Source organism: Paenibacillus sp. FSL L8-0663 (assembly GCF_038008125.1).
GTDB lineage: Bacteria > Bacillota > Bacilli > Paenibacillales > Paenibacillaceae > Paenibacillus > Paenibacillus polymyxa_D.
Genome location: NZ_JBBOYM010000001.1, coordinates 4,455,640 through 4,474,270 on the forward strand (window position 1 = coordinate 4,455,640; position 18,631 = coordinate 4,474,270).

Consider the following 18,631-nt stretch of genomic DNA (forward strand, 5'->3'; position numbering starts at 1 on the left):
ACTAATTAATTGAAAACGCATTCTTTATACAATGAAAAGGAGAAACATGTCATGGCTAAACATACGATACAAATTCCATCGAATTTCATCATGGGTGCAGCGGCTTCCGCCTGGCAGACAGAGGGATGGAGCGGTAAAAAAGAAGGCCAGGACTCATTCCTGGACCAATGGTACAAAAATGACCGCTATGTCTGGCACAATGGATATGGACCCGCGGTTGCAACCGACTTTTATAATCGCTATACCGAAGATATTGCGCTGATGAAGCAGATTGGCTTAACCCATTATCGGACTTCTATTAATTGGTCCCGCTTCTTAACGGATTATGAGAATGTAGTGGTGGATGAAACGTATGCGGATTATATGGACCGGGTCATTGATGAGCTGATTGCGAGTGGAGTCGAGCCGATGATTTGTCTGGAACACTATGAGGTCCCTGCCTATCTGCTGGATAAATATGAGGGCTGGTCTTCCAAGCATGTAGTGGAGTTATTTGTAAAATATGCGGAAAAAGTGTTTGAACGGTACGGCGATCGGGTCAAGCACTGGTTTACGTTTAATGAGCCCATTGTTGTACAGACTCGCGTCTATCTGGATGCCCTTCGCTATCCCTATGAACAAAATACGCGGAAGTGGATGCAATGGAACTATAACAAAACGCTGGCTACCGCAAAGTGCGTACAGCTTTTCAAAGCAAAAAACTATAGTCAGCACGGGGCTAAAATAGGCGTTATTCTGAATCCTGAAGTCACTTATGCCCGATCAAGCGCCCCTCATGACCAGTATGCGGCACATGTGTATGATTTATTTTACAATCGAGTATTTCTGGACCCGCTTATCAAAGGCGAATACCCACAAGAATTGTTCGATCTCATGGGCAAGCATGATATTGCATTTGAAGCTACAACGGAAGATCTGGCCGTGATTAAGGAAAATACCGTTAACTACGTCGGAATCAATCTCTATTATCCCCATCGGGTCAAAGCGCAGAGTAAAGCGTGGAACGAAAACACCCCCTTCCACCCCTCTTACTACTATGAGCATTTTGATCTTCCGGGTAAAAGAATGAACAAGTCACGGGGCTGGGAGATTTATCCTAAAATCATTTACGATATGGGAATGCGCATTAAGAACGAATATCACAATATCGAGTGGTTTGTCGCAGAAAATGGTATGGGTATTGAGAATGAAGCTGCTTTCAAAAATGAGGAACACATCATTCAGGACGACTATCGTATTGACTTTATAACAGAGCATTTGTACTACACATTACAAGCTGTAGAAGCGGGCTCCAACTGTACAGGTTATATGCTGTGGGCCTTTACAGACAACGTTTCTCCCATGAATGCTTTTAAAAATCGCTATGGACTGGTAGAAATTAACCTGGACAATGATCGAAGTCGACATTTGAAGAAATCCGGCTACTGGTATCAGGCCGCGATCAAAGAACGCTCATTTATTGCTGATCTGGATGAAGAGTACAAGTAGTTAAAAATGAATTCTGGAGGCGCTCAAATATGAAAAAAATTATTTTGGCATGTGCTGCGGGTATGTCCACATCCATTTTGGTTTCTAAAATGAAAAAAGAAGCAGCAGCAAGATCCATAGAGCTGAACATCGAAGCCATCCCCGAAAGCACCATCAAGGAAGAGCTGGAAGGCATTACAGATTCCGTGATTGCTATTTTGCTCGGACCTCAAGTGCGGATGCGTAAAAAGGCAGTCACCGAAATTGCAGCTCCCTATGGTATCCCAGTAGATGTCATTGACACGTTGGCTTATGGTAGAGGGAACGGTGCAGCTATCCTAGATCAAGCCTTTAAGCTGGCTGGCGAGAACATCTAATTGCTATTCAAATGAAAAAGAGGCTGAGAATTCCCTCAGTCTCTTTCTTGAGTTGCGCGCTCTTTATCACGACATATCTTCTTTGCCTGAGCCCATACTACTCACATACGTTTCCTGTAAACCGGCAGAAATGCCGTATAGCGGTTCCCAACGAAGCCAATGTCTGGCGACTGCGTTACTAAGACAGCTATGGTGAATGTCTCCAGCTCGCGCTGGTGAATACACAGGGCGGACAGACGAACCATGCAGCTTCAGTAAATCGTAGGCCAGTCGATTGATGGACGTCGTTCGTCCCGTACTTACATGTACTGTGCGTTGATCCGCTGCATGAATAGCCGCCATATTCGCTCGAACTACATCCTTGACGTACACAAAGTCACGAGTTTGCGTCCCATCGCCGTGAATGAGCAAGGGGCTTCCTTTTTTCAGCCGCTCCATAAAAAGAGCGACAACACCACCCTCTCCCTTCGCGGCCTGACCGGGACCGTACACATTTCCATAACGCAAAATCGTGTAGTTCATACCGTGCAGCCGATAAAAAAGTCGAATATACGATTCTGCGGTCAGCTTGGACAGTCCGTAGCCTGAAATGGGCTCCACGGGATCGTCTTCCTGTATACATTGCTTTTGCAGCTCTCCGTATACGCCAGATGTGGAAGCAAATATGAATTTTGACACACCGGCTTCATGACAAGCCTGCAATAAATGAATCGTCCCCAGCACGTTCACATCCGCGTCCTCATCGGGTTGATGGATGGATTGCTGCACATCAGCCTGTGCGGCCAAGTGAAACACAATATCCGGGCTTTCCCGAATCAGCAACGTCCTAGCTTCAGAGCTGCGAATATCCGCAATATGCATGACCGCGCGCGGGTCCACATTTGCCATATTTCCGGTCGTCAGATTATCCAGCACATGTACTCTGATGTCCGAATCAGCAAGCGCACGTACCAGCTGAGAACCAATAAATCCAGCTCCCCCGGTGACCAAAGCCTTCACTAGCTCACCCTCCTTTTGAACCGAAGCATATGACTTCCCTTCGCATCATGTTATGCGACTCCCTATAGCTTGGCGCAGGCACACGCACAGTCCGAAGACAATCTATAATGTGCCTGTGGAATCTCAGCACCTCAGACGTGCAGTCTCACATTTTCCAGCATATAACGCCACATCCCATCCTGACCGTTCCATATATCCTCAGGCGGCAGCTCCACTGAAACCAGCCGCTCCAATCCCCAATCCAACTCCGTCACACCATCAGTCCCTGTATAATCCACGTATAACAAGCGAAAATCATGTGTAATCCTCTGTAATAACACATCATGTAGTTCCACCGCTTGCTCCCGATTGCCTCCAAGACGAACTAGTAGCAGACGGGACGCAAGCGTGAATTGATCCAGTAGACGTGCGATGCGGCGATCAAGCGTCGTTTTGAATGCAGGGTAGGAAGTCAGCTGCTCCGATGTATTTTGGCTAACCGGAAAATGGTGTGCCGCTATAATCTCATAGTTTGCATCCTCAACCATGAAGTTATGTTCGCCGTAATCATGTCCCGTGACACGTAGACTGTCAACATCCATAAAATCGGCAAAACGGGCGTCCAGCAAGCGACTGATCTGTGACAAGTTACCGGAAATCATCCAGTCCAGCGGACCCGCATAGGGACGCAGTCCGTTTTTATCCAGCTGAATGGAAGGCAAGCAATGTCCACCCAGACTGAATACAGCATCATAATCCCCCTGCAACCGCTCAAGCACGACGCCCTCCCCTTTCCGAAGACAAGGTCATCCCTTTAAAAAGAGTACGCCAATGCGGATCACTCTTGTAATTCCATACATCGGCAAAAGGCATTTCCACCGCGCATACATGCGGAAGCTGCCAATCCACCTCCGTCAACTCCGTTACGCCGGAACAATTCACTACCAACAAACAAAATTCATTCGCTACCATGCCTGACAAAATACGTTCCAGTTCCTCTACTTCTTCATAGGTTCCCAGCATACGGACGAACAAGCTGCGCTTCGCCATCTGTGTTTTTGCAAAAAAACGTTCAATACGACGGTCTATCTTTTCCTTGAACTCGGGATAGGTCACCAGATCTGAGGACGTATTGCGCTCCTGCGGAAAATCATGTACCGAGATCACATTATAAGCGATATCTCTGACCATATAATTCAGTTGGCTCGTACCAACGACACTCAAATTGGGCAATTCCATAAATCCGGCAAACCGATTTTCAAGCAAGCGGTTCACATCGGACAGCGTGTCAGACATCATCCAATCCAGTACCCCGGCAAACGGCCGCAAACGGTTCTTTTCCAATTGAATGGCAGGTGTACAGTTTTGCCCCAGACTGAAGACCGCTTCATATTCCCCTGCCAGCTGTGCGAGTCTCATAGCCGTGCCTCCTTTTTTAATACGACCCTTCTCTCAGTTCCTACTCTATCCTTCTTCTGTAGTCGAAAAAGGGACTTCAGGCCGTAGTTTGTTCCACTCTACATTACATGCACAGCACGGCGAAAAGGGTTGGACACCGATGCGCTTTTTGTCAAAGAGGCGTACAACTATCCAGTCCAATCCCGGTTATTTTTCATATCATATTAAGGCTGGTAACCTAACGGAATTCAAGGAGGCATCATCATATGTCCGTGTTTCTTTTAACCATCGATCACCATCTCGCTTACCACAGCGCCCATATACAAAGCTGCCATGTGACCTTTTTCAATCGTGAAAAGAGGGCCGTCGATGTGTTGCTGGAAATGGGGAATGACAGTGGCGTTTTTAGGCGGCAACTTCTTCGACTGGGCCCTTCTCCCGAAGCTGACTCCGTGCTAGAACTCAAGGATATGGAGGCAGCCCAAAATCCGTTTTATCTGCGAGTGATCACGAATATTTACAATCCAGAAACGCTGTTTATCCTGGCTGAATTTTTGGAAAACGGGAACGTTGTCGCTAAGCGTACAGCCAGTCATTTTACCGTGACACCCTAATGAACGGGCAGAGGAGGAAGAAGGTATGTTGAAATATTCAGTTCAAAACAAAGCTGAGCCAGGCACATATGCACTGCCTTTTCAGGTTACCGATCAGGAGAGCGTGCTCTCTACATTGATCATTCCTGCAAGTGAAGCTGAAGGACGTATTGTCATTGAAGTCTCTTTGGCATGGGAAAATCCGCTGCTCAACTGGGATATCGGGGAGCTGGATATTCGATTGCGTCGCAACGATGAGCGGGGACCTATGCTGGACTGGTTGCAGGATTCCTGTTATCAGGAGGGATTTGCCGAGTTAATCTATGAGGAAACGGGAACACAGGGAGAGCCTTATGTATACTGCCTGACCGTACAATCAGCCGACCGCCGTGCTGTTGTTACAGGACCACTCATGGTTCGAGGCTCTGTGTATGTAGATTCGATGGACGAGAACCCGGATGGACAATGAACTGAAATAACTAAAGGCAGGTGGGAGTTTTAAGCCCAACCTGCCTTTTTATAGGGTCTGTATTCTCATGGCGCGGATTGCTTCAGACATTCTAAAATGTCAGCGTCCGGCAGCGTATAATCTTCTGGCAACGAAGTGTTAATTCGGTTCCATATTGCGTAATCAACCTTCAAATCCGGGTGTGACTGCTGGATTTCAAAAATACGGTTGTACAAGTCTCCAACGACAGGAAAAGTCATGCTCTCCCTCCTAACTATTGAATCAACGTATTCAACGTACTTGATTCAGCGCTTGCCCATAAATATTCACGAGTCGTTCAATCATAACATCCAGAGACCAATGCGCGATCCCCCATGCCTTGGCACGATTTCCCATGACTATCCGCACTTCATCCTGTGCCAGCAAATGCTGCAAATGAGCTGCCAGTGCCTCCACATCGCCAACCGGGGAGACTAGTCCGGTGTGTTCATGCTTCACCATTTCCGGCAGTCCACCCGCATCCGATACCACTGCCGGAAGCCCCATAATCTGCGCCTCCATGACCGAAAACGGCTGATTGTCCTGTATGCTTGGATGAACAAAAAGGTCCGCCAGTTGTAAAAGAGCAGGTACATCTTCACGATGCCCCAGAAAAACCACGTCTTCTTCCAGCCCTAGCTCCTTCGCCTGTGTTTGAAGCTCTTCCCTTTTATCTCCCTCCCCGACAATCCAGCAAACCCAATCCGTACGACTTGCTTTCAGCAAGCCAAGAGCGCTCATTAAATAATGCAGCCCTTTGATATAGACCAGCCGTGAAGGACAAATGATAACTTTTTTCCCCTCAGGTCGTATCATGTCCGTTCCCCGGGCGTGGACTTTCCAGAAGTGCTCGGTATCCAAACCGTATTGGAAAGTAGCAATCTGCTGCTCAGGCACTTCGAACTCACGCACAAGCGTCTGTTTCATCCATTCTGTAGACGTAATGGTAATATCCGCGGATAGAGCGCCATAGTGCTCTAGCGCCCAATAATACTTCCACATCAGCGTCTCACGGTAACCCTCCTCATGATCCCGCTCCAAAGCCATCATAACTTCACGAGCCAGCGAGCCATGAATATTCGCTACCAACGCGCTATCTTTGCGTTTGACCCGACTTAGCGCACGCGTCGCAATGACATCTTGCGTGTGAATCACATCATACTGCTCGACCCCGAAATACGCCGCTGCCAGCTCCATACAGTATCGATCCTTTTCCACCGTCTGCACCCATGAATTCAAATGTAATACAGGGACAGCCGATTCATTCAGCTTCGTATCCAGCAGGGGCAGCAGTTGATCCTTCAGTAGCTCCCTATCTTCAAAAACAATATGGTATTTAGGTGTATCCGGTCCGTTTCCCATCAAGTCTACCGTGTGGCCCAGTAGCTCCAGTCTCCGTTTAATTTGCATCATAAAGGGCCATACGCCACCCAAATGAGGAATCGGCCAGTACGTAGCCAACAAAATTTTCAAAACAGCCTCACCTCCTCTGTCTCGTACGCTGAGCTACACCCCATTACTTCCGTAAATTTGCTGGAAACCCGATAACGCATCTGTCCAGACCGCAAAAAACCCATTATTCGGCACGATCGTTACATCAATAAAATTACCGATTGTAACGACTGGAACCGGACTAATCCCGTTAGGATTAAAGGAGCTGTCTGTTATTCTGAGGTTCGTAAATGTACTTCCTCCGTCCGTTGATTCGGCCACAAATACGTCTAATAAAGAGGTCGTTATTTGATTGGTATAATATACGATCTTGATCACGCCGGTCACAGGCGAAACATCAATAGCCGGGAAAAAATGCTGTGCCCCTGCACTGGCCCCTGTCACCGATTGCGGCGCAGTCCAGCTTAATCCACCATTCACCGACCTGGCAAGCAGCACATCCGCATACCCTGCCCGATTATCCTGCCAGACCGCATAAAGTGTTCCCTGATTCGGGCTCGTAGAGCGATCCACGGCAATGTTAGCTGCCGGCAGCACATTGAAACCAAAGCCGGCCACGGGCAACGGACTCGGAACCGGGACCACAGAAGATACAGGTAGCGAGGAACTAAATGCTGTCCCTCCATTGAAGGACACAATGACCTGATATTGGTTAACCGGATTCGTGACAATGTACCCGACATAAATCACCCCTGTAATGCTCACAGTGATTTCCCCCCGCGTAATCTGATTGGAGCCAGCGGTGAGCACCACGGGTGTCCCCCATGTGATCCCTCCATCCTGCGAACGTTGGAAGAACATGACTGATCCGCCGAAAAAGTCAGGATTGTACTGATGCGTATAACATAAATAGATATTTCCGGTATAGGAGCTGACCTGAGAAGTATCGAATTTCACGCTGACCTCAACATTATTGACAAATGTCCCATACCCTCGCTGGGCAATCACAGGCGGATCAAATGTATTACCGTTGTCTCTCGACACATAAGTGGCGATGGTACCGCTCAAACCGTCTGCGGTAAATACGTGACAGGCTATGACAAACAAGTTGGGAAAACCGTAGCTGACGCTATGGGATTCCGCCCCTACATAGCCGGCTGGTAGCGGTAAAATCTGCTGTGTGAAAGAGGCACCGCCGTTACCTGAACGGTATACCGCCGTCAACGGCGGCCCTGTCGTAAAATCGATAGCCGCAGACACAATGGTACCGTCGAGCAGGTTGAAAGCTACACTCGGCTCCTGGGCCAGCCTTCCGTTAGGCGTAAGCTGTACGTTCGGCATCAGGCTCCACCCCCCGGTACACCCGCAAATATCGTCAAACTGCCTGTGCGCGTATCTGTCCAGACGGTAATATAGCTGTTCGGCGGTACAATGGCGACATCAATATAATCACCGATCAGCTCTGATTCGCCTCCACCGACATTCGGGTTAAAGGAGGTCGTCGTGAGACGACTGTTCGTAAAGGTGTTACCTCCATCGGACGACTCTGCGGCGAACACATCCAGATTAAAGCCGTCCACGCGATTGGTATAGTACACGACAACGACCAGTCCCGTCTTGGGCGACACTGAAATTGCAGGGAAAAAATTTTGCGAGCCGGGCGGGCTGTCTGTCACAATGACCGGAGCACTCCAGGTACCGCCAAAATCGCTTGATTTGGACAACAAAATATTGCTGTATCCCTGACCAAAGTCCTGCCACACGGCATATAGCGTATTTGTTGTGGAAGGCACACCCGAGCAGTCCGCGGCCAAGCTGGGGAAATTCAATATCCGAAAGTCATAACCAGGAACGGGCAAAGGATTGGGCACAAGCGTTATATTGGATACGAGAATATCCCCGCTGAAGGTTGCCCCGCCATCAAAGGAGCGTCGGATAAAAAAAGCTGGTGTTTGCGGTCCCGTACGAATCCAACTGACATATACGCTTCCATATTTGTCGACCGCAGGCTCAGGCCGCTCCGTTGAGGATTGGATATTGGAGAGCATTAACGGTCGGTCCCAAGTTAGTCCTCCATCGGTGGAACGCTGGTAGAAGGCCGCAGATTGAGCATTAAAATCCACATTATATTGGCGGTTATACGTGACATAGACGTGTCCGAGATAGGGACTTGCCCCCGCATTATCCGTCGTAATATTAGTCCAGTCATTATTAATGTAATCTCCATAGCCCGGGTTAATGACCACTGGAGGATCAAAGGTGGCTCCATCGTCCGTAGAACGGTAGATCACGACAGCCCCGTTTTCATTGCCCGGAAATACATGCGCGGATACGATAAAAATATTGGGGAACAGATAGGCTACCATTCCTGCCTCGGCTCCTGTATAACCCGGCGGAATCGGCAATAAAGTATCCGTCCAGTTCGCTCCGGCATCCAATGAGCGATACAGTCCAATCAAGGGAGGCCCACTGCTAAAATCAACAGCTACAGCTATAACAATATTCGGATTCAGTAAATTAACAGCAACACTAGGCTCAAATTTGGGCAGGCCGCTGGGTGTCACCTGAAAATTCAAAGGCATCGCGAGCATTCCCTTCATTATATAAATAGATACGCCTGAAGTATTTCTATCAAAATGTACTTTTTTCAGCACAGCCTAGAGACAACCATACAAGCTTTCTTTTCAATAGATTCATAGTATAAAAGCATCCCTTCAAGGGTTATCCAATATTCTGTTTTTTGAGAGGATGATTCGATTGGCTTTTACAACCGGTTATATGACGAACACTAGAGATTTTGGTACTGCCTGCTCCAATGTTGTTGTGAACTTGGTCAATGAGGACACAGTAAATGCGGCAACCGTGACCATCCAAATTTTTTTCTCGCTGGTACCGGATACCAAGACACCACTGTATGTGACATCGGTTAACTTGCCTGCAAACTCCATTGCCCGCCGTACCTTCTTTATACAAGGGGTTCTTGCCTATGAGGTACAATACAACGTGGCCTCCGCTGCTCCAGCGAATGTCGTGCTCTCCAACTTTGGACTGGATCAGTTTGGTAATGTTGTACAGGAGCACCGTGTTCTCCAGTCCGAGCTGACCACAATCCCTGCACTGTCCCCTGTTATTTAAAAGCCACCCTGTTCCAGTGCCTGATGCAATCTGTGGGTGTAATACACGTAATTCCATTCTGGCGGTACGGACTGAACCCCTCGTCCGCTGCCGATGGTGGAATGGTCATCTGTATAGTAGGAAAAGGCATGTGTATCCTGTAATGGGCGCAACAAATCCGTGAGATACAGTAGATCCGTCACGGCAATATAAGGTTTGACACCGAAGCATACAACAAAGCGAGTCGTGGTTTCACCAATAGCCTGAACCAGTGCTTCCTGGATCGAATAATGCTGCCGTGATGTTACGATTAACCGAGGGTCGAGCATCATCGACAGGAAAGCGCTAGCTTCCTGTTCTGGCGTTAAATCCAGCAGCCGTACCACGCAATTGCTGTAGTGCTGCTCCAGCAGATTATCCAGCAATGATTCAGCTTGAGCCATATCCGTGACAGGCATTAAAATCGTCATTTCAAGTGGGATGCCCCGGCGTGCTCTCGCCTCATACTTGGCGATTTGGAATGCGCGCCGCCAGCGTCGGTGCTCCTTTTGGCTGTGTAGGCCGGCCGATACACTAAATGTGGAATTCACCCGGTAATCCATCAGGATCTCCGGGATGAATTTCATATTGCACGTCTCGGTCAGCCGCAGCCAGTAATCATAATCCTCAACGGGTTGCAGCCGATAGCCGCCAATCTGGAGGGCATATTTGCTTTTGTACATAAATGAAACCCCAACAATGCTGGCGTTCAGCAATTCGTGATGTGGCTGACTTTGGTACCGGATCAACGCCTGTTGATGCTGCTCGTCATACAACGGGTTCCCATATGCGTCAACCTGGCGGAAGGTAGAAAACACAAGACCGAGTGAGTCTGGCCCCTGCTTCAGCTCTTGCCGCAATCGTTCAATAAAGGAAGCATTATAAACATTGTCGCTGGAGACCCAGGTCACATACTTGATCCCAGGATCTTTAAACAACTCATCGAATCCCCGGTTTAGGGCGTGGGATACTCCTTGGTTCTGAGGGAGTGTAACCAACTGAACGCGCGGGTCTCCCATTGCTGCATAGAGCGCTGGCCCCACCATTTCCGGCGCTCCGTCAATAACAATGATGAAGCGAAATCCCCTGTAGCTCTGGGCTAGTACGGATGAGATTGCAGCTTGCAGATAGCCGATATCCTGTTTGTACAGTGGCATAACAATCCCCGTATCTACCATATCAATCCCCCCTGACAGACTTTCGGCTTCATGAGGATAAACCACTCAATACCTGACTGAAGCGATCTCGATAACGTGCTTGGGTGATGTTGTACTCCCGCTCCACAGCGGGCCAATATTTTTTGGTTCCCATTTCATCATGCCAACGGTAGTTAACCAAGGACTCGTTCAGAAAAGGAAATGGATATCCCGCCAGCATCACGCGGTACCACATATCCAGATCATGTGTGTACGGCAGCAATTCATCAAACAAACCGATATGTGCAAACAGCTCCTTTTTAAACATAACCGTGCATCCATTGACCGGATTTCCTTGTTGAAAAAAACGGTAAAACTCCGTCATAGACGGAAACACGGCGGCTGCCTGGTAGCTTGTGACTTGGCTGTATTGATTGATGAAATTGAAGTTGGTATGGGAGATGTACGCACCGTTTTCCACCATAAAAGAAACCTGATTGTTAATTTTATCCCTATGATAGGTATCGTCGGAACTGAGCCACGCAATATAATCGCCACTGGCATGTCGGATACCATGATTCAGAGCGCTGGCTGTTCCACCATTGGATTTACCTAAATAATGTATATAAGGAAGATAGGCCTGAAGCATATCAACATGTTCCGTGGAGCCGTCATCGACGACAATAATCTCGAGTGGGCCATAAGTTTGCTCTAGTGCACTTTGCAAAGCCTGATCCACATATGCACAGTTATAAAAGGGAATGACGATCGTTACTTTCGGTCTCATATCGTTCCTTCCTTTCCGGCTCGGCGGTATTGAATCATATCCTCCAGAGATTGCCTCAGCTGTATGGTCGGCTTCCAGCCCATGTCCTCCAGCTCTTTCGCACGGTATGCCTCGGTAGATGCTGACTCTGCCACATCCCCCCATTGTATGGGAATAGATGTTTTGGCCAGCGCAACCATACGTTCCACGATATTGCCCAGTTCCACAATGCGGCCTGTGCAGACCGAGTACACTCGGCCTGGCACACCCTGTTCCAATAGCACACCGTATGCGCGAACGGCATCACGAACGTCGAGAAAATCACGTTGCGCATGTCGGGAAGATACCCGGAACGGGACAGTTTCAGTTGCGGACTGCCCCTCCCTACGTTCCGTCTGAACGATATACCCCGCGAGTAATGCACAAAATCCGGTAGATGGACCCGGACCGATCAAGTTGCAAGGCTCTGCCAGCATGACGGATTGTTCGAACAGCGCGCCCCACGAGAGCGCGACTGCCTCTTGAAGGCTTTTGCTAAGGCTGTATGGATGTGTTGGATGATACGGAGCCTGCAAAGCCGTCTTTAGCCGAGAACCCGCCACGACAATTCTGGCTTTGGGGAAAGGTCGCAGTACATCGAGCAGATACAGGGTGGACAGTACATTGGATTCCATGTATAGCAGGGGACTCTCCCAAGATTCAGGGACGGAATTTTTACCACCCAGGTGAAGCACATAATCCGGAGCAATCTGTCTAATTACTTCGCCCAGACGTTTCTTGTCGAGCAAGTCACACACATAAGGCGTAATACAGTTGCGAGTCTCCGCCTCTGGGCTGTTATTTTCATCATCGCGAGCCAGTAAGATCAGTTCTGAGACGGAAGCGGCAGTGCGAGTCAGCGCCGCTACCTCCCAGCCGAGCTTTGCAAAATGGCGGCAGGCATGCATCCCGGTATAGCCCGCCGCTCCGGTAATGACTATGACAGGCCGACGTTGTTCCGCTGTGCTTCCGTCCATTCCAGCAGCTCCTTCAGCATGATGCTGTAGTGAGGAACATCGTAGAGCAGATCGGCCCGGGTAGAACGAAGCGTCCGGTCCTGCACCGGCTCATCTTTCGGCACGATCCGAATATCCTCCCTATTCCAGATATCTTTGAACAGCAGCAGCAAATCGTGCTTGCTGATCGGTTCAGGGTGAACCAGATGAATGAGTCCGTCCAGCGGCTCATTCATCTGCACCTGTATCGCCTTTGCTAATTCCAGCGTCGTAACCCCGTTCCAAAAGACCCGGCGATACCCGTTAACGTCTCCGCTCTGCTGCAAGAACCAGTGCAGCAGACCAATGCCACTGGGCCGAATTTCCGGCCCGATAATGGAGGTACGGATAGTCAGATGCCCTGCGGCCTTTACTTCTCCGAGTATTTTCGTCAAAGCATAGGCACTTGTCCCATCGGGTTGATCCGTCTCCTTATATAAACCAGGTACCCGATTTCCCTCGAATACGCAATCCGTGCTGATATGAACCAATCGGGCACCGATACTGTCCGCTGTCCGCCGGAGAAGATGTGGCAGCAACCCATTAATTTGGTATGCTGCAATTTGATCCTCCCCGGCATGCTGATTCAGTACACCTACCGCGTTAATAATAACGTCTGGCCGTACACTCCGTACCAGCTGCTCCACCATAAAGCTGTCCTTTACATCCAGCAGCAGACCACCTTTATTTTCGGGATCACGGGTGGTGTAGAACACGTTATACCCGCTCTGGTTTTGGAAATACTTCACCAGAACATGGCCCGCCATGCCGTTACCACCCAAAATAAGCAGCTTCATTTGATGAACCCCCCGCTTTGGAGAATGCTGCGAATCTCCTCTTTCGACATCAAATTAAACTCCGAACTAAAGCTGCTGAATGACACGGGAGGGCACTGATTATAGCGGTCCTTTAATTGAGGAATATTCAGCGTTGGGAGAATGACCAAATATTGCTCGTCATAGACTACCGTCGTCAGGCTTTCAAAATCGCTCATCAAAATCTCATGAATTTTCTCACCGGGACGCACACCTTTTTCTACAATTTCTACGTTTTCCACACCTGAATCCTCAATGAGCACCTCAGCCAAGTCCAAAATACGGCAGGTTGGCATGGTCATGATAAAAATTTCCCCGCCAACACTTTCCACCGAGGCTTTGAACAGGAGACTGATCGCATCACGCAAGGTTAGGAAGAAGCGCGTCATGTTCATATCTGTGATCGAAACCTTGCCCTTTTGGCGAATCTGGCTTTGGAACAGATGCACCACGCTTCCGTTTGTGCCCAAAACATTACCGCCGCGCACCGTCACGAAACGTGTATCGCTATTCAGCAGATTGGCGTAAACAATCAGTTTTTCTCCTATTGCCTTCGTCATGCCGTAAAAATTGGACGGATTCGCGGCCTTGTCGGTCGATATATAAATGACTTTCTTGACCTGATTAACGACAGCGGCCTCGATTACGTTTTGAGTGCCTACGACATTGGTTTTGAGTGCCTCGTAGGGCTGATCCTCACAGACGGGTACGTGCTTGAGCGCTGCCAAATGAAATACATAGTCCACTCCTTGACAAGCGGTAGTCAGCGCATCCTTATCCCGAATATCTCCAATACAGAAGCTGAGTCGTTCATCCTCAAACTGCCTGTTCATGGCAACCTGACTGGATTCTCCGCGTGAAAAGATAATGACCTCTTTGGGGTTACGCGGCAGTAACTGGGCAACCAGCTCATGCCCCCAGGAGCCGGTACCGCCGGTAACCAAGATACGTTGGTTTTCAAACATGCCGTTTCCCTCCAAGCAGAAATTTAACTACCTTATCCGACACATCTTCCACCAGATAGCCTGCGGGACATTGCCACTTATGGGTCATCCCGGTCATTATGGCTACCGCGTTTGCTATAACCTCGCCATTAAGGCCGGACACGATATTGCTGCCGCAATCTACCGTTTCCGGCCGTTCAGTCGTCCGGCGCATCGTAACCGTCGGCACCCCCATGACACAGCATTCTTCCTGTACGGTACCACTGTCTGTCAAAGCGCAGCGGGCATGCCGCTCCAGCAGAACGAAGTCAAAAAAACCGAACGGTTCGTGAAATTCCACAAGCGGATCAAGCTGGATCGGCGGATGGCTTGCGATCCGGGCGGCAGTCCGGGGATGAATACTGCAAATGACCCGCTGCCCGAACTGCTGGGCTACCCGGTTAAGACCATCTAAAATAGCCAGCAAATGCGGTGGATGGTCGACATTTTCGGCTCTGTGGGCAGTGACCAGGAAATATTCTCCCGGCGACAGTCCCAATTTTTTCAAAATCCCACTACCAGTTACTTCTTTCTCATAGTGCTGCATTACTTCGTAGATCGGATTTCCAGTCAGTATGATTCGTTGGCTTGGGAAGCCTTCGCGTAGTAGGTGCTGCTTGCTTTGCTCCGTATAAGGCATATTAATGGTAGATATCGCATCAATGACACGCCGGTTCTTCTCCTCCGGCACATCCAGATCATAACAGCGGTTCCCCGCCTCCATATGCACGACCGGATAACCCATACGTTCCGCAAGTAAGGCACATAGAGCGCTGTTCGTATCACCGAGCAATAGCACATGATCGGGGCGTTCCTTGTTTAAAATATCCTCCATCTGCGAGTACATGGCGGACAACTGTTTGCCCAGTGTCCCCGCTTTCTCCTGAAGTACATAATCCGGGGCACGCAGTCCCAGTTCGCGAAAGAACTGCCCGCTCAGGCTTTCGGTGTAATTTTGGCCCGTATGCACAAGCACATGTTCATCTGCATGGCGGTCTAGCTTCGGAATGATCAGGCTGAGCCGTATAATCTCCGGTCTTGTGCCGAGCACGGTCAATATTTTCATGGTTTTGGAACCCACCTTTGCTGTCGTTGTTTCATTGAATTGTCGCGTTCAATGAAGGATAGCCATCCAGCAGACTGGCTGTGCTCCAGCTTAACGTTCATCTCAAAGGTCCGGCGTAGGTTCACCCGGACCGTTGTTTTGTATGCTGTCCAGCCTTGAGTGTGACTCGCTTCGGTTTGTGCGCGTTGTGTCGCCGTGACCGGTGCTTGATTTTCCGCTTGAGCTTCTGTCTGGACTTGGTTTTCGGATAAAGTCCCTTCGACAACGGGAACCCGTGAATTTTCTTAAGGCGACTCTTGCCGCCGCTTCTCTTATACCTGCGATTCCGAAGTCTGGTACGCTTGCGGCCCTTTGGCCATCTCGCCCGAATACTACGCTTGCCGCGGGGCAATTCGGGTGGTGACTCAGGTAAAGGGGGTGCTGGTTGTGGCAAGCCCTGAATGGCTGCATATTCGATTGGCGGCAGACCCAGCACAGGCAGCTGACACACCACCGATTCAGGAAATTCTCGAATCGTGCTGGTATAACCCTCCGGTATAGCGGTGACCTGACGCAGCCCTTCGCCTTCCCTCGTCCATACAGGTCCACCCGGCTGCTGAATCAACGGGAACCAATGCGGATGATGACATACCCATTGACTGACCATGAGGTGCATACTGCTTCGGTAGGAATCAGGTCCGTATACACGTGTAGCTGCACTGTTGTTACGGACACCAATCCGTTCCACTTCCTCGGGATGATCGAGCAGATAGCCCACTTTTTGCGCCAGCATGTCGCTGTTGCCCGGCTCTACCAAAAAATCTGTATTTCCGGTAGCCTCCATCAATTCCACAAGTCCACCCTGCGCAAAGGCTACTACGGGCTTACCGTAAACTAGCCCTTCCAGGGCGGTCAGACCAAAGCCTTCTTCCACCATACTTGGGATCACAACAATATCCATTGCGCTATAGGCCGTTGACACGGATTCCTCGAATGAATTGAACTGGAAGCGGTGGCTATAACGAGATTGGCGGATTAAAGAGACACATTTTACGTAATATTCCGAGTCCACCGAGCTGCCGATGATCCAGAAACGACACCGCGAATTGGTTTCGCACAGCTTTAGAGCCATTTGGACAAAAGGTAACAGCCCTTTGGCTTCGTAGATAAAGGAAGAAATATAACCAATGCAAATATGAAAATCCCGCAGCCCCAGTTTTTCACGTTTCCTTTTCCGTTCCAGCACATGCTCTCTGGGAGACGGCATATCCATATCCCGGCAGGGAGACAACACCGTATGCGGACGTGTCAGTCCCCCACCATGCAAAGGACGCATTACAGCTTGAGAAATGCCGATGACCCATTGGCTATAGCGCTCAATGATAGAAACAGAAACTGGCGTATGCGCATTCTGGTTAATGACTTCGGTAATTTTCCAGATCACCGGAATATTAAGCTCATGGGCAGCCATTGCAGGCATGACGTTCACACAGGTATTGACCAGCACCACATCAGGTCGAGCATGCCGAAGCATCTGGAACAACGGTGCATACGCCACATGGGTCCGCAAATTCTCCGCATCCTGCGCCAATCCCTCATATGGGGTATACATGCCATGCAGCATGAACAGATTCTGTGTCAGAACGGTGATTCCGCGCTTGCGGGCCATTGAGGTCAGCCGCCCTTCACCAGGCGTTACGAGAATACAATCGAAGTACGTACGCATATCTAGACAAAATTGCAATAGCAGCTTCTCTGCCCCCGTAATACTGCGGACGTTGCTAACATGGCTGAATAACATCATTTTCGGCTTGATCGGAGTTCACCTCCTTTAAAATAGCAACCACCGGACGTGTGAATCACCTTATGGAAATATGACCGACAACAGTTGGTCAATCCGGTGACCATACGTGTGCTCCCGCAGGGTTCGTTCCAGAGCACGCAGAGCAATCTCACGACGCTCCTTTTCATGCGTCAAATAAAACTCAACCTTCTCCAGCAGTTCCTGCTGAGAGCTGTAGGTCTCTATCTCTTCCCCTGGCTTATAAAAACGAGCCAGATCATCTCTTGTATCTGTCAGTTGCAACGTGCCACTGGCAGAAATTTCAAACGTACGCGGATTGGGCGAAGCCCCCGGAATTTTCAGTGAGTTGTTGTTCACCGAATCATCCTGATGGGAACGATGAAGATTAATTACGATTTTGCTGCCGTTGTACGAATCATTGGTCTCGCCCGGAGACATCCAGCGACCCAGCTCAATTTTGTCGCCATACGACTGATAATCTGGGAGACGATCCCACCAGATTCCGTTGATTTTAATGTTACGAGCCATGAGCTGCGGCATAATCGGATTAAAGAAATAGATGCGGTTCCAGTAGGCTGAGCCTGTAAACCCAATCTCACGTCGTACCGAAGCGGGCGAGCTGAGGGGGAAATAGTGAGTCAGAAATGCTCCAAAGGGCAAATAGTGCACAGACGTGCAACCCAACTGACGGTACAGCTCCATGCAGTTCATTTCTAACGTGAACACATAATCATAATTCGTAACGATTTTGGTCGTCGTGTCGGTGTAATATGGATCGTCCGTTAGCCAGATGGCGGTGGGGATGCCCAACTGGCGTACCGCAGTAACCTGCTCCAACGGAAGATCCATTCCATCCAGTGCCAGCATCAGATTCGGACGGAGCTGAGCGGCAATATCTCCTACCGGCTGACGTGGGTCTGTTACGGTAACCTGAGCCGTCATGCTCTGCAATGTGGTAATGACCGCCTCATCCAGCGGAGAATACGGAAGGCCTTTGCCTGAGACGACATACAGTACATGGATCTGTCGAAAAGGGAAAACTGCTTTCATCCGCGCAACAATTGCGTTAGCACGGCCGCGCAGATATCCTTCGTCGTATCCGTCATGCAATCCCGCAGTTCTCCCCTTTTCCCAGGAGGCTGCCGCCGTCTGGTGAACAGCCGGGTCATACGGTCCTGTCGTAGATATCGTCATCACTTTCAC

20 protein-coding genes are annotated in these 18,631 nt (G+C 49.4%); 5 read left to right on the forward strand and 15 right to left on the reverse strand.

What is annotated here, in order from left to right:
• The first annotated feature begins 51 nt into the window (after positions 1 to 51).
• On the forward strand, positions 52 to 1,488 hold the full coding sequence (locus MKY75_RS19610) for a glycoside hydrolase family 1 protein (protein WP_340886302.1): 1,437 nt from the start codon (positions 52 to 54) through the stop codon (positions 1,486 to 1,488).
• A 29-nt stretch (positions 1,489 to 1,517) separates the two neighbouring features.
• Complete coding sequence (locus MKY75_RS19615) at positions 1,518 to 1,844, forward strand: PTS sugar transporter subunit IIB (protein WP_029518298.1); 327 nt, start codon at positions 1,518 to 1,520, stop codon at positions 1,842 to 1,844.
• 66 nt (positions 1,845 to 1,910) lie between these two features.
• Here MKY75_RS19615 and MKY75_RS19620 read toward each other — a convergent pair whose 3' ends face one another.
• The 3 genes from MKY75_RS19620 to MKY75_RS19630 all read right to left on the reverse strand — a co-directional run bounded on the left by MKY75_RS19620 (position 1,911) and on the right by MKY75_RS19630 (position 4,241).
• The gene (locus tag MKY75_RS19620) at positions 1,911 to 2,843 is read right to left on the reverse strand and encodes an NAD-dependent epimerase/dehydratase family protein (RefSeq protein WP_209949729.1); all 933 of its coding nucleotides are present in this window, start codon (positions 2,841 to 2,843) and stop codon (positions 1,911 to 1,913) included.
• Positions 2,844 to 2,974: 131 nt separating this feature from the next.
• Positions 2,975 to 3,601 (reverse strand): DUF1796 family putative cysteine peptidase, encoded by a 627-nt coding sequence (locus tag MKY75_RS19625; RefSeq protein ID WP_340886304.1) that lies wholly within the window; start codon positions 3,599 to 3,601, stop codon positions 2,975 to 2,977.
• A complete protein-coding gene (locus tag MKY75_RS19630) occupies positions 3,594 to 4,241 on the reverse strand; it encodes a DUF1796 family putative cysteine peptidase (protein ID WP_029518295.1) in 648 nt (215 codons plus the stop codon). The genes MKY75_RS19625 and MKY75_RS19630 overlap by 8 nt, the downstream gene beginning before the upstream one ends.
• Before the next feature lie 245 nt (positions 4,242 to 4,486).
• Here MKY75_RS19630 and MKY75_RS19635 point away from each other — a divergent pair, with 245 nt between their 5' ends.
• Positions 4,487 to 4,834 carry a hypothetical protein gene (locus tag MKY75_RS19635; RefSeq protein ID WP_029518294.1) on the forward strand — a complete coding sequence of 116 codons (348 nt, stop codon included), beginning with the start codon at positions 4,487 to 4,489 and terminating at the stop codon, positions 4,832 to 4,834.
• A 25-nt stretch (positions 4,835 to 4,859) separates the two neighbouring features.
• Positions 4,860 to 5,282, forward strand: coding sequence for a hypothetical protein (locus MKY75_RS19640; protein WP_029518293.1), 423 nt, complete (start codon positions 4,860 to 4,862; stop codon positions 5,280 to 5,282).
• A 65-nt stretch (positions 5,283 to 5,347) separates the two neighbouring features.
• Here MKY75_RS19640 and MKY75_RS19645 read toward each other — a convergent pair whose 3' ends face one another.
• From MKY75_RS19645 to MKY75_RS19660, 4 genes are read right to left on the reverse strand one after another with little or no spacing between them, the layout of a single operon-like run.
• On the reverse strand, positions 5,348 to 5,521 hold the full coding sequence (locus MKY75_RS19645; protein WP_165148594.1) for a hypothetical protein: 174 nt from the start codon (positions 5,519 to 5,521) through the stop codon (positions 5,348 to 5,350).
• A 31-nt stretch (positions 5,522 to 5,552) separates the two neighbouring features.
• Positions 5,553 to 6,773 carry a glycosyltransferase family 4 protein gene (locus tag MKY75_RS19650; protein WP_340886306.1) on the reverse strand — a complete coding sequence of 407 codons (1,221 nt, stop codon included), beginning with the start codon at positions 6,771 to 6,773 and terminating at the stop codon, positions 5,553 to 5,555.
• Positions 6,774 to 6,806: 33 nt separating this feature from the next.
• Positions 6,807 to 8,033, reverse strand: a complete 1,227-nt coding sequence (locus tag MKY75_RS19655; RefSeq protein WP_069012650.1) for a sialidase family protein — start codon at positions 8,031 to 8,033, stop codon at positions 6,807 to 6,809.
• Positions 8,033 to 9,274 carry a sialidase family protein gene (locus MKY75_RS19660; protein WP_069012649.1) on the reverse strand — a complete coding sequence of 414 codons (1,242 nt, stop codon included), beginning with the start codon at positions 9,272 to 9,274 and terminating at the stop codon, positions 8,033 to 8,035. Before MKY75_RS19660 ends, MKY75_RS19655 begins: the two co-directional genes overlap by 1 nt.
• A gap of 196 nt (positions 9,275 to 9,470) precedes the next feature.
• Between MKY75_RS19660 and MKY75_RS19665 the strand changes: the two genes are divergently transcribed.
• Entirely contained in the window at positions 9,471 to 9,827 is a 357-nt protein-coding gene (locus MKY75_RS19665; RefSeq protein ID WP_239645229.1) for a hypothetical protein, read from the forward strand.
• Here the strand turns inward: MKY75_RS19665 and MKY75_RS19670 are convergent.
• The 8 genes from MKY75_RS19670 to MKY75_RS19705 form a co-directional block, all read right to left on the reverse strand.
• The gene (locus MKY75_RS19670) at positions 9,824 to 11,023 is read right to left on the reverse strand and encodes a glycosyltransferase (protein WP_069012648.1); all 1,200 of its coding nucleotides are present in this window, start codon (positions 11,021 to 11,023) and stop codon (positions 9,824 to 9,826) included. The genes MKY75_RS19665 and MKY75_RS19670 overlap by 4 nt on opposite strands.
• A 28-nt stretch (positions 11,024 to 11,051) precedes the next feature.
• The gene (locus tag MKY75_RS19675) at positions 11,052 to 11,768 is read right to left on the reverse strand and encodes a glycosyltransferase (RefSeq protein ID WP_029518287.1); all 717 of its coding nucleotides are present in this window, start codon (positions 11,766 to 11,768) and stop codon (positions 11,052 to 11,054) included.
• Positions 11,765 to 12,763 (reverse strand): NAD-dependent epimerase/dehydratase family protein, encoded by a 999-nt coding sequence (locus tag MKY75_RS19680; RefSeq protein WP_029518286.1) that lies wholly within the window; start codon positions 12,761 to 12,763, stop codon positions 11,765 to 11,767. The genes MKY75_RS19675 and MKY75_RS19680 overlap by 4 nt, the downstream gene beginning before the upstream one ends.
• Positions 12,724 to 13,578 carry a dTDP-4-dehydrorhamnose reductase family protein gene (locus MKY75_RS19685; protein ID WP_069012647.1) on the reverse strand — a complete coding sequence of 285 codons (855 nt, stop codon included), beginning with the start codon at positions 13,576 to 13,578 and terminating at the stop codon, positions 12,724 to 12,726. The genes MKY75_RS19680 and MKY75_RS19685 overlap by 40 nt, the downstream gene beginning before the upstream one ends.
• Positions 13,575 to 14,561 carry a polysaccharide biosynthesis protein gene (locus MKY75_RS19690; RefSeq protein WP_029518284.1) on the reverse strand — a complete coding sequence of 329 codons (987 nt, stop codon included), beginning with the start codon at positions 14,559 to 14,561 and terminating at the stop codon, positions 13,575 to 13,577. Before MKY75_RS19690 ends, MKY75_RS19685 begins: the two co-directional genes overlap by 4 nt.
• On the reverse strand, positions 14,554 to 15,645 hold the full coding sequence (wecB, locus tag MKY75_RS19695; RefSeq protein WP_069012646.1) for a non-hydrolyzing UDP-N-acetylglucosamine 2-epimerase: 1,092 nt from the start codon (positions 15,643 to 15,645) through the stop codon (positions 14,554 to 14,556). The genes MKY75_RS19690 and wecB overlap by 8 nt, the downstream gene beginning before the upstream one ends.
• Before the next feature lie 121 nt (positions 15,646 to 15,766).
• Positions 15,767 to 17,428, reverse strand: coding sequence for a glycosyltransferase (locus tag MKY75_RS19700; protein WP_069012645.1), 1,662 nt, complete (start codon positions 17,426 to 17,428; stop codon positions 15,767 to 15,769).
• A gap of 60 nt (positions 17,429 to 17,488) precedes the next feature.
• Entirely contained in the window at positions 17,489 to 18,622 is a 1,134-nt protein-coding gene (locus tag MKY75_RS19705) for a CgeB family protein (protein WP_029518281.1), read from the reverse strand.
• Positions 18,623 to 18,631 lie beyond the last annotated feature (9 nt).

What these genes read in the sequence shown, in the direction of transcription:
- MKY75_RS19610 (WP_340886302.1), top strand. Translation starts at nt 52, where the DNA reads ATGGCTAAACATACGATACAAATTCCATCGAATTTCATCATGGGTGCA.
- MKY75_RS19615 (WP_029518298.1), top strand. Translation starts at nt 1,518, where the DNA reads ATGAAAAAAATTATTTTGGCATGTGCTGCGGGTATGTCCACATCCATT.
- MKY75_RS19630 (WP_029518295.1), bottom strand. Translation starts at nt 4,241, where the DNA reads ATGAGACTCGCACAGCTGGCAGGGGAATATGAAGCGGTCTTCAGTCTG.
- MKY75_RS19635 (WP_029518294.1), top strand. Translation starts at nt 4,487, where the DNA reads ATGTCCGTGTTTCTTTTAACCATCGATCACCATCTCGCTTACCACAGC.
- MKY75_RS19640 (WP_029518293.1), top strand. Translation starts at nt 4,860, where the DNA reads ATGTTGAAATATTCAGTTCAAAACAAAGCTGAGCCAGGCACATATGCA.
- MKY75_RS19645 (WP_165148594.1), bottom strand. Translation starts at nt 5,521, where the DNA reads ATGACTTTTCCTGTCGTTGGAGACTTGTACAACCGTATTTTTGAAATC.
- MKY75_RS19655 (WP_069012650.1), bottom strand. Translation starts at nt 8,033, where the DNA reads ATGCCGAACGTACAGCTTACGCCTAACGGAAGGCTGGCCCAGGAGCCG.
- MKY75_RS19660 (WP_069012649.1), bottom strand. Translation starts at nt 9,274, where the DNA reads ATGCCTTTGAATTTTCAGGTGACACCCAGCGGCCTGCCCAAATTTGAG.
- MKY75_RS19665 (WP_239645229.1), top strand. Translation starts at nt 9,471, where the DNA reads ATGACGAACACTAGAGATTTTGGTACTGCCTGCTCCAATGTTGTTGTG.
- MKY75_RS19670 (WP_069012648.1), bottom strand. Translation starts at nt 11,023, where the DNA reads ATGGTAGATACGGGGATTGTTATGCCACTGTACAAACAGGATATCGGC.
- MKY75_RS19675 (WP_029518287.1), bottom strand. Translation starts at nt 11,768, where the DNA reads ATGAGACCGAAAGTAACGATCGTCATTCCCTTTTATAACTGTGCATAT.
- MKY75_RS19680 (WP_029518286.1), bottom strand. Translation starts at nt 12,763, where the DNA reads ATGGACGGAAGCACAGCGGAACAACGTCGGCCTGTCATAGTCATTACC.
- MKY75_RS19685 (WP_069012647.1), bottom strand. Translation starts at nt 13,578, where the DNA reads ATGAAGCTGCTTATTTTGGGTGGTAACGGCATGGCGGGCCATGTTCTG.
- MKY75_RS19690 (WP_029518284.1), bottom strand. Translation starts at nt 14,561, where the DNA reads ATGTTTGAAAACCAACGTATCTTGGTTACCGGCGGTACCGGCTCCTGG.
- wecB (WP_069012646.1), bottom strand. Translation starts at nt 15,645, where the DNA reads ATGAAAATATTGACCGTGCTCGGCACAAGACCGGAGATTATACGGCTC.
- MKY75_RS19700 (WP_069012645.1), bottom strand. Translation starts at nt 17,428, where the DNA reads ATGATGTTATTCAGCCATGTTAGCAACGTCCGCAGTATTACGGGGGCA.
- MKY75_RS19705 (WP_029518281.1), bottom strand. Translation starts at nt 18,622, where the DNA reads ATGACGATATCTACGACAGGACCGTATGACCCGGCTGTTCACCAGACG.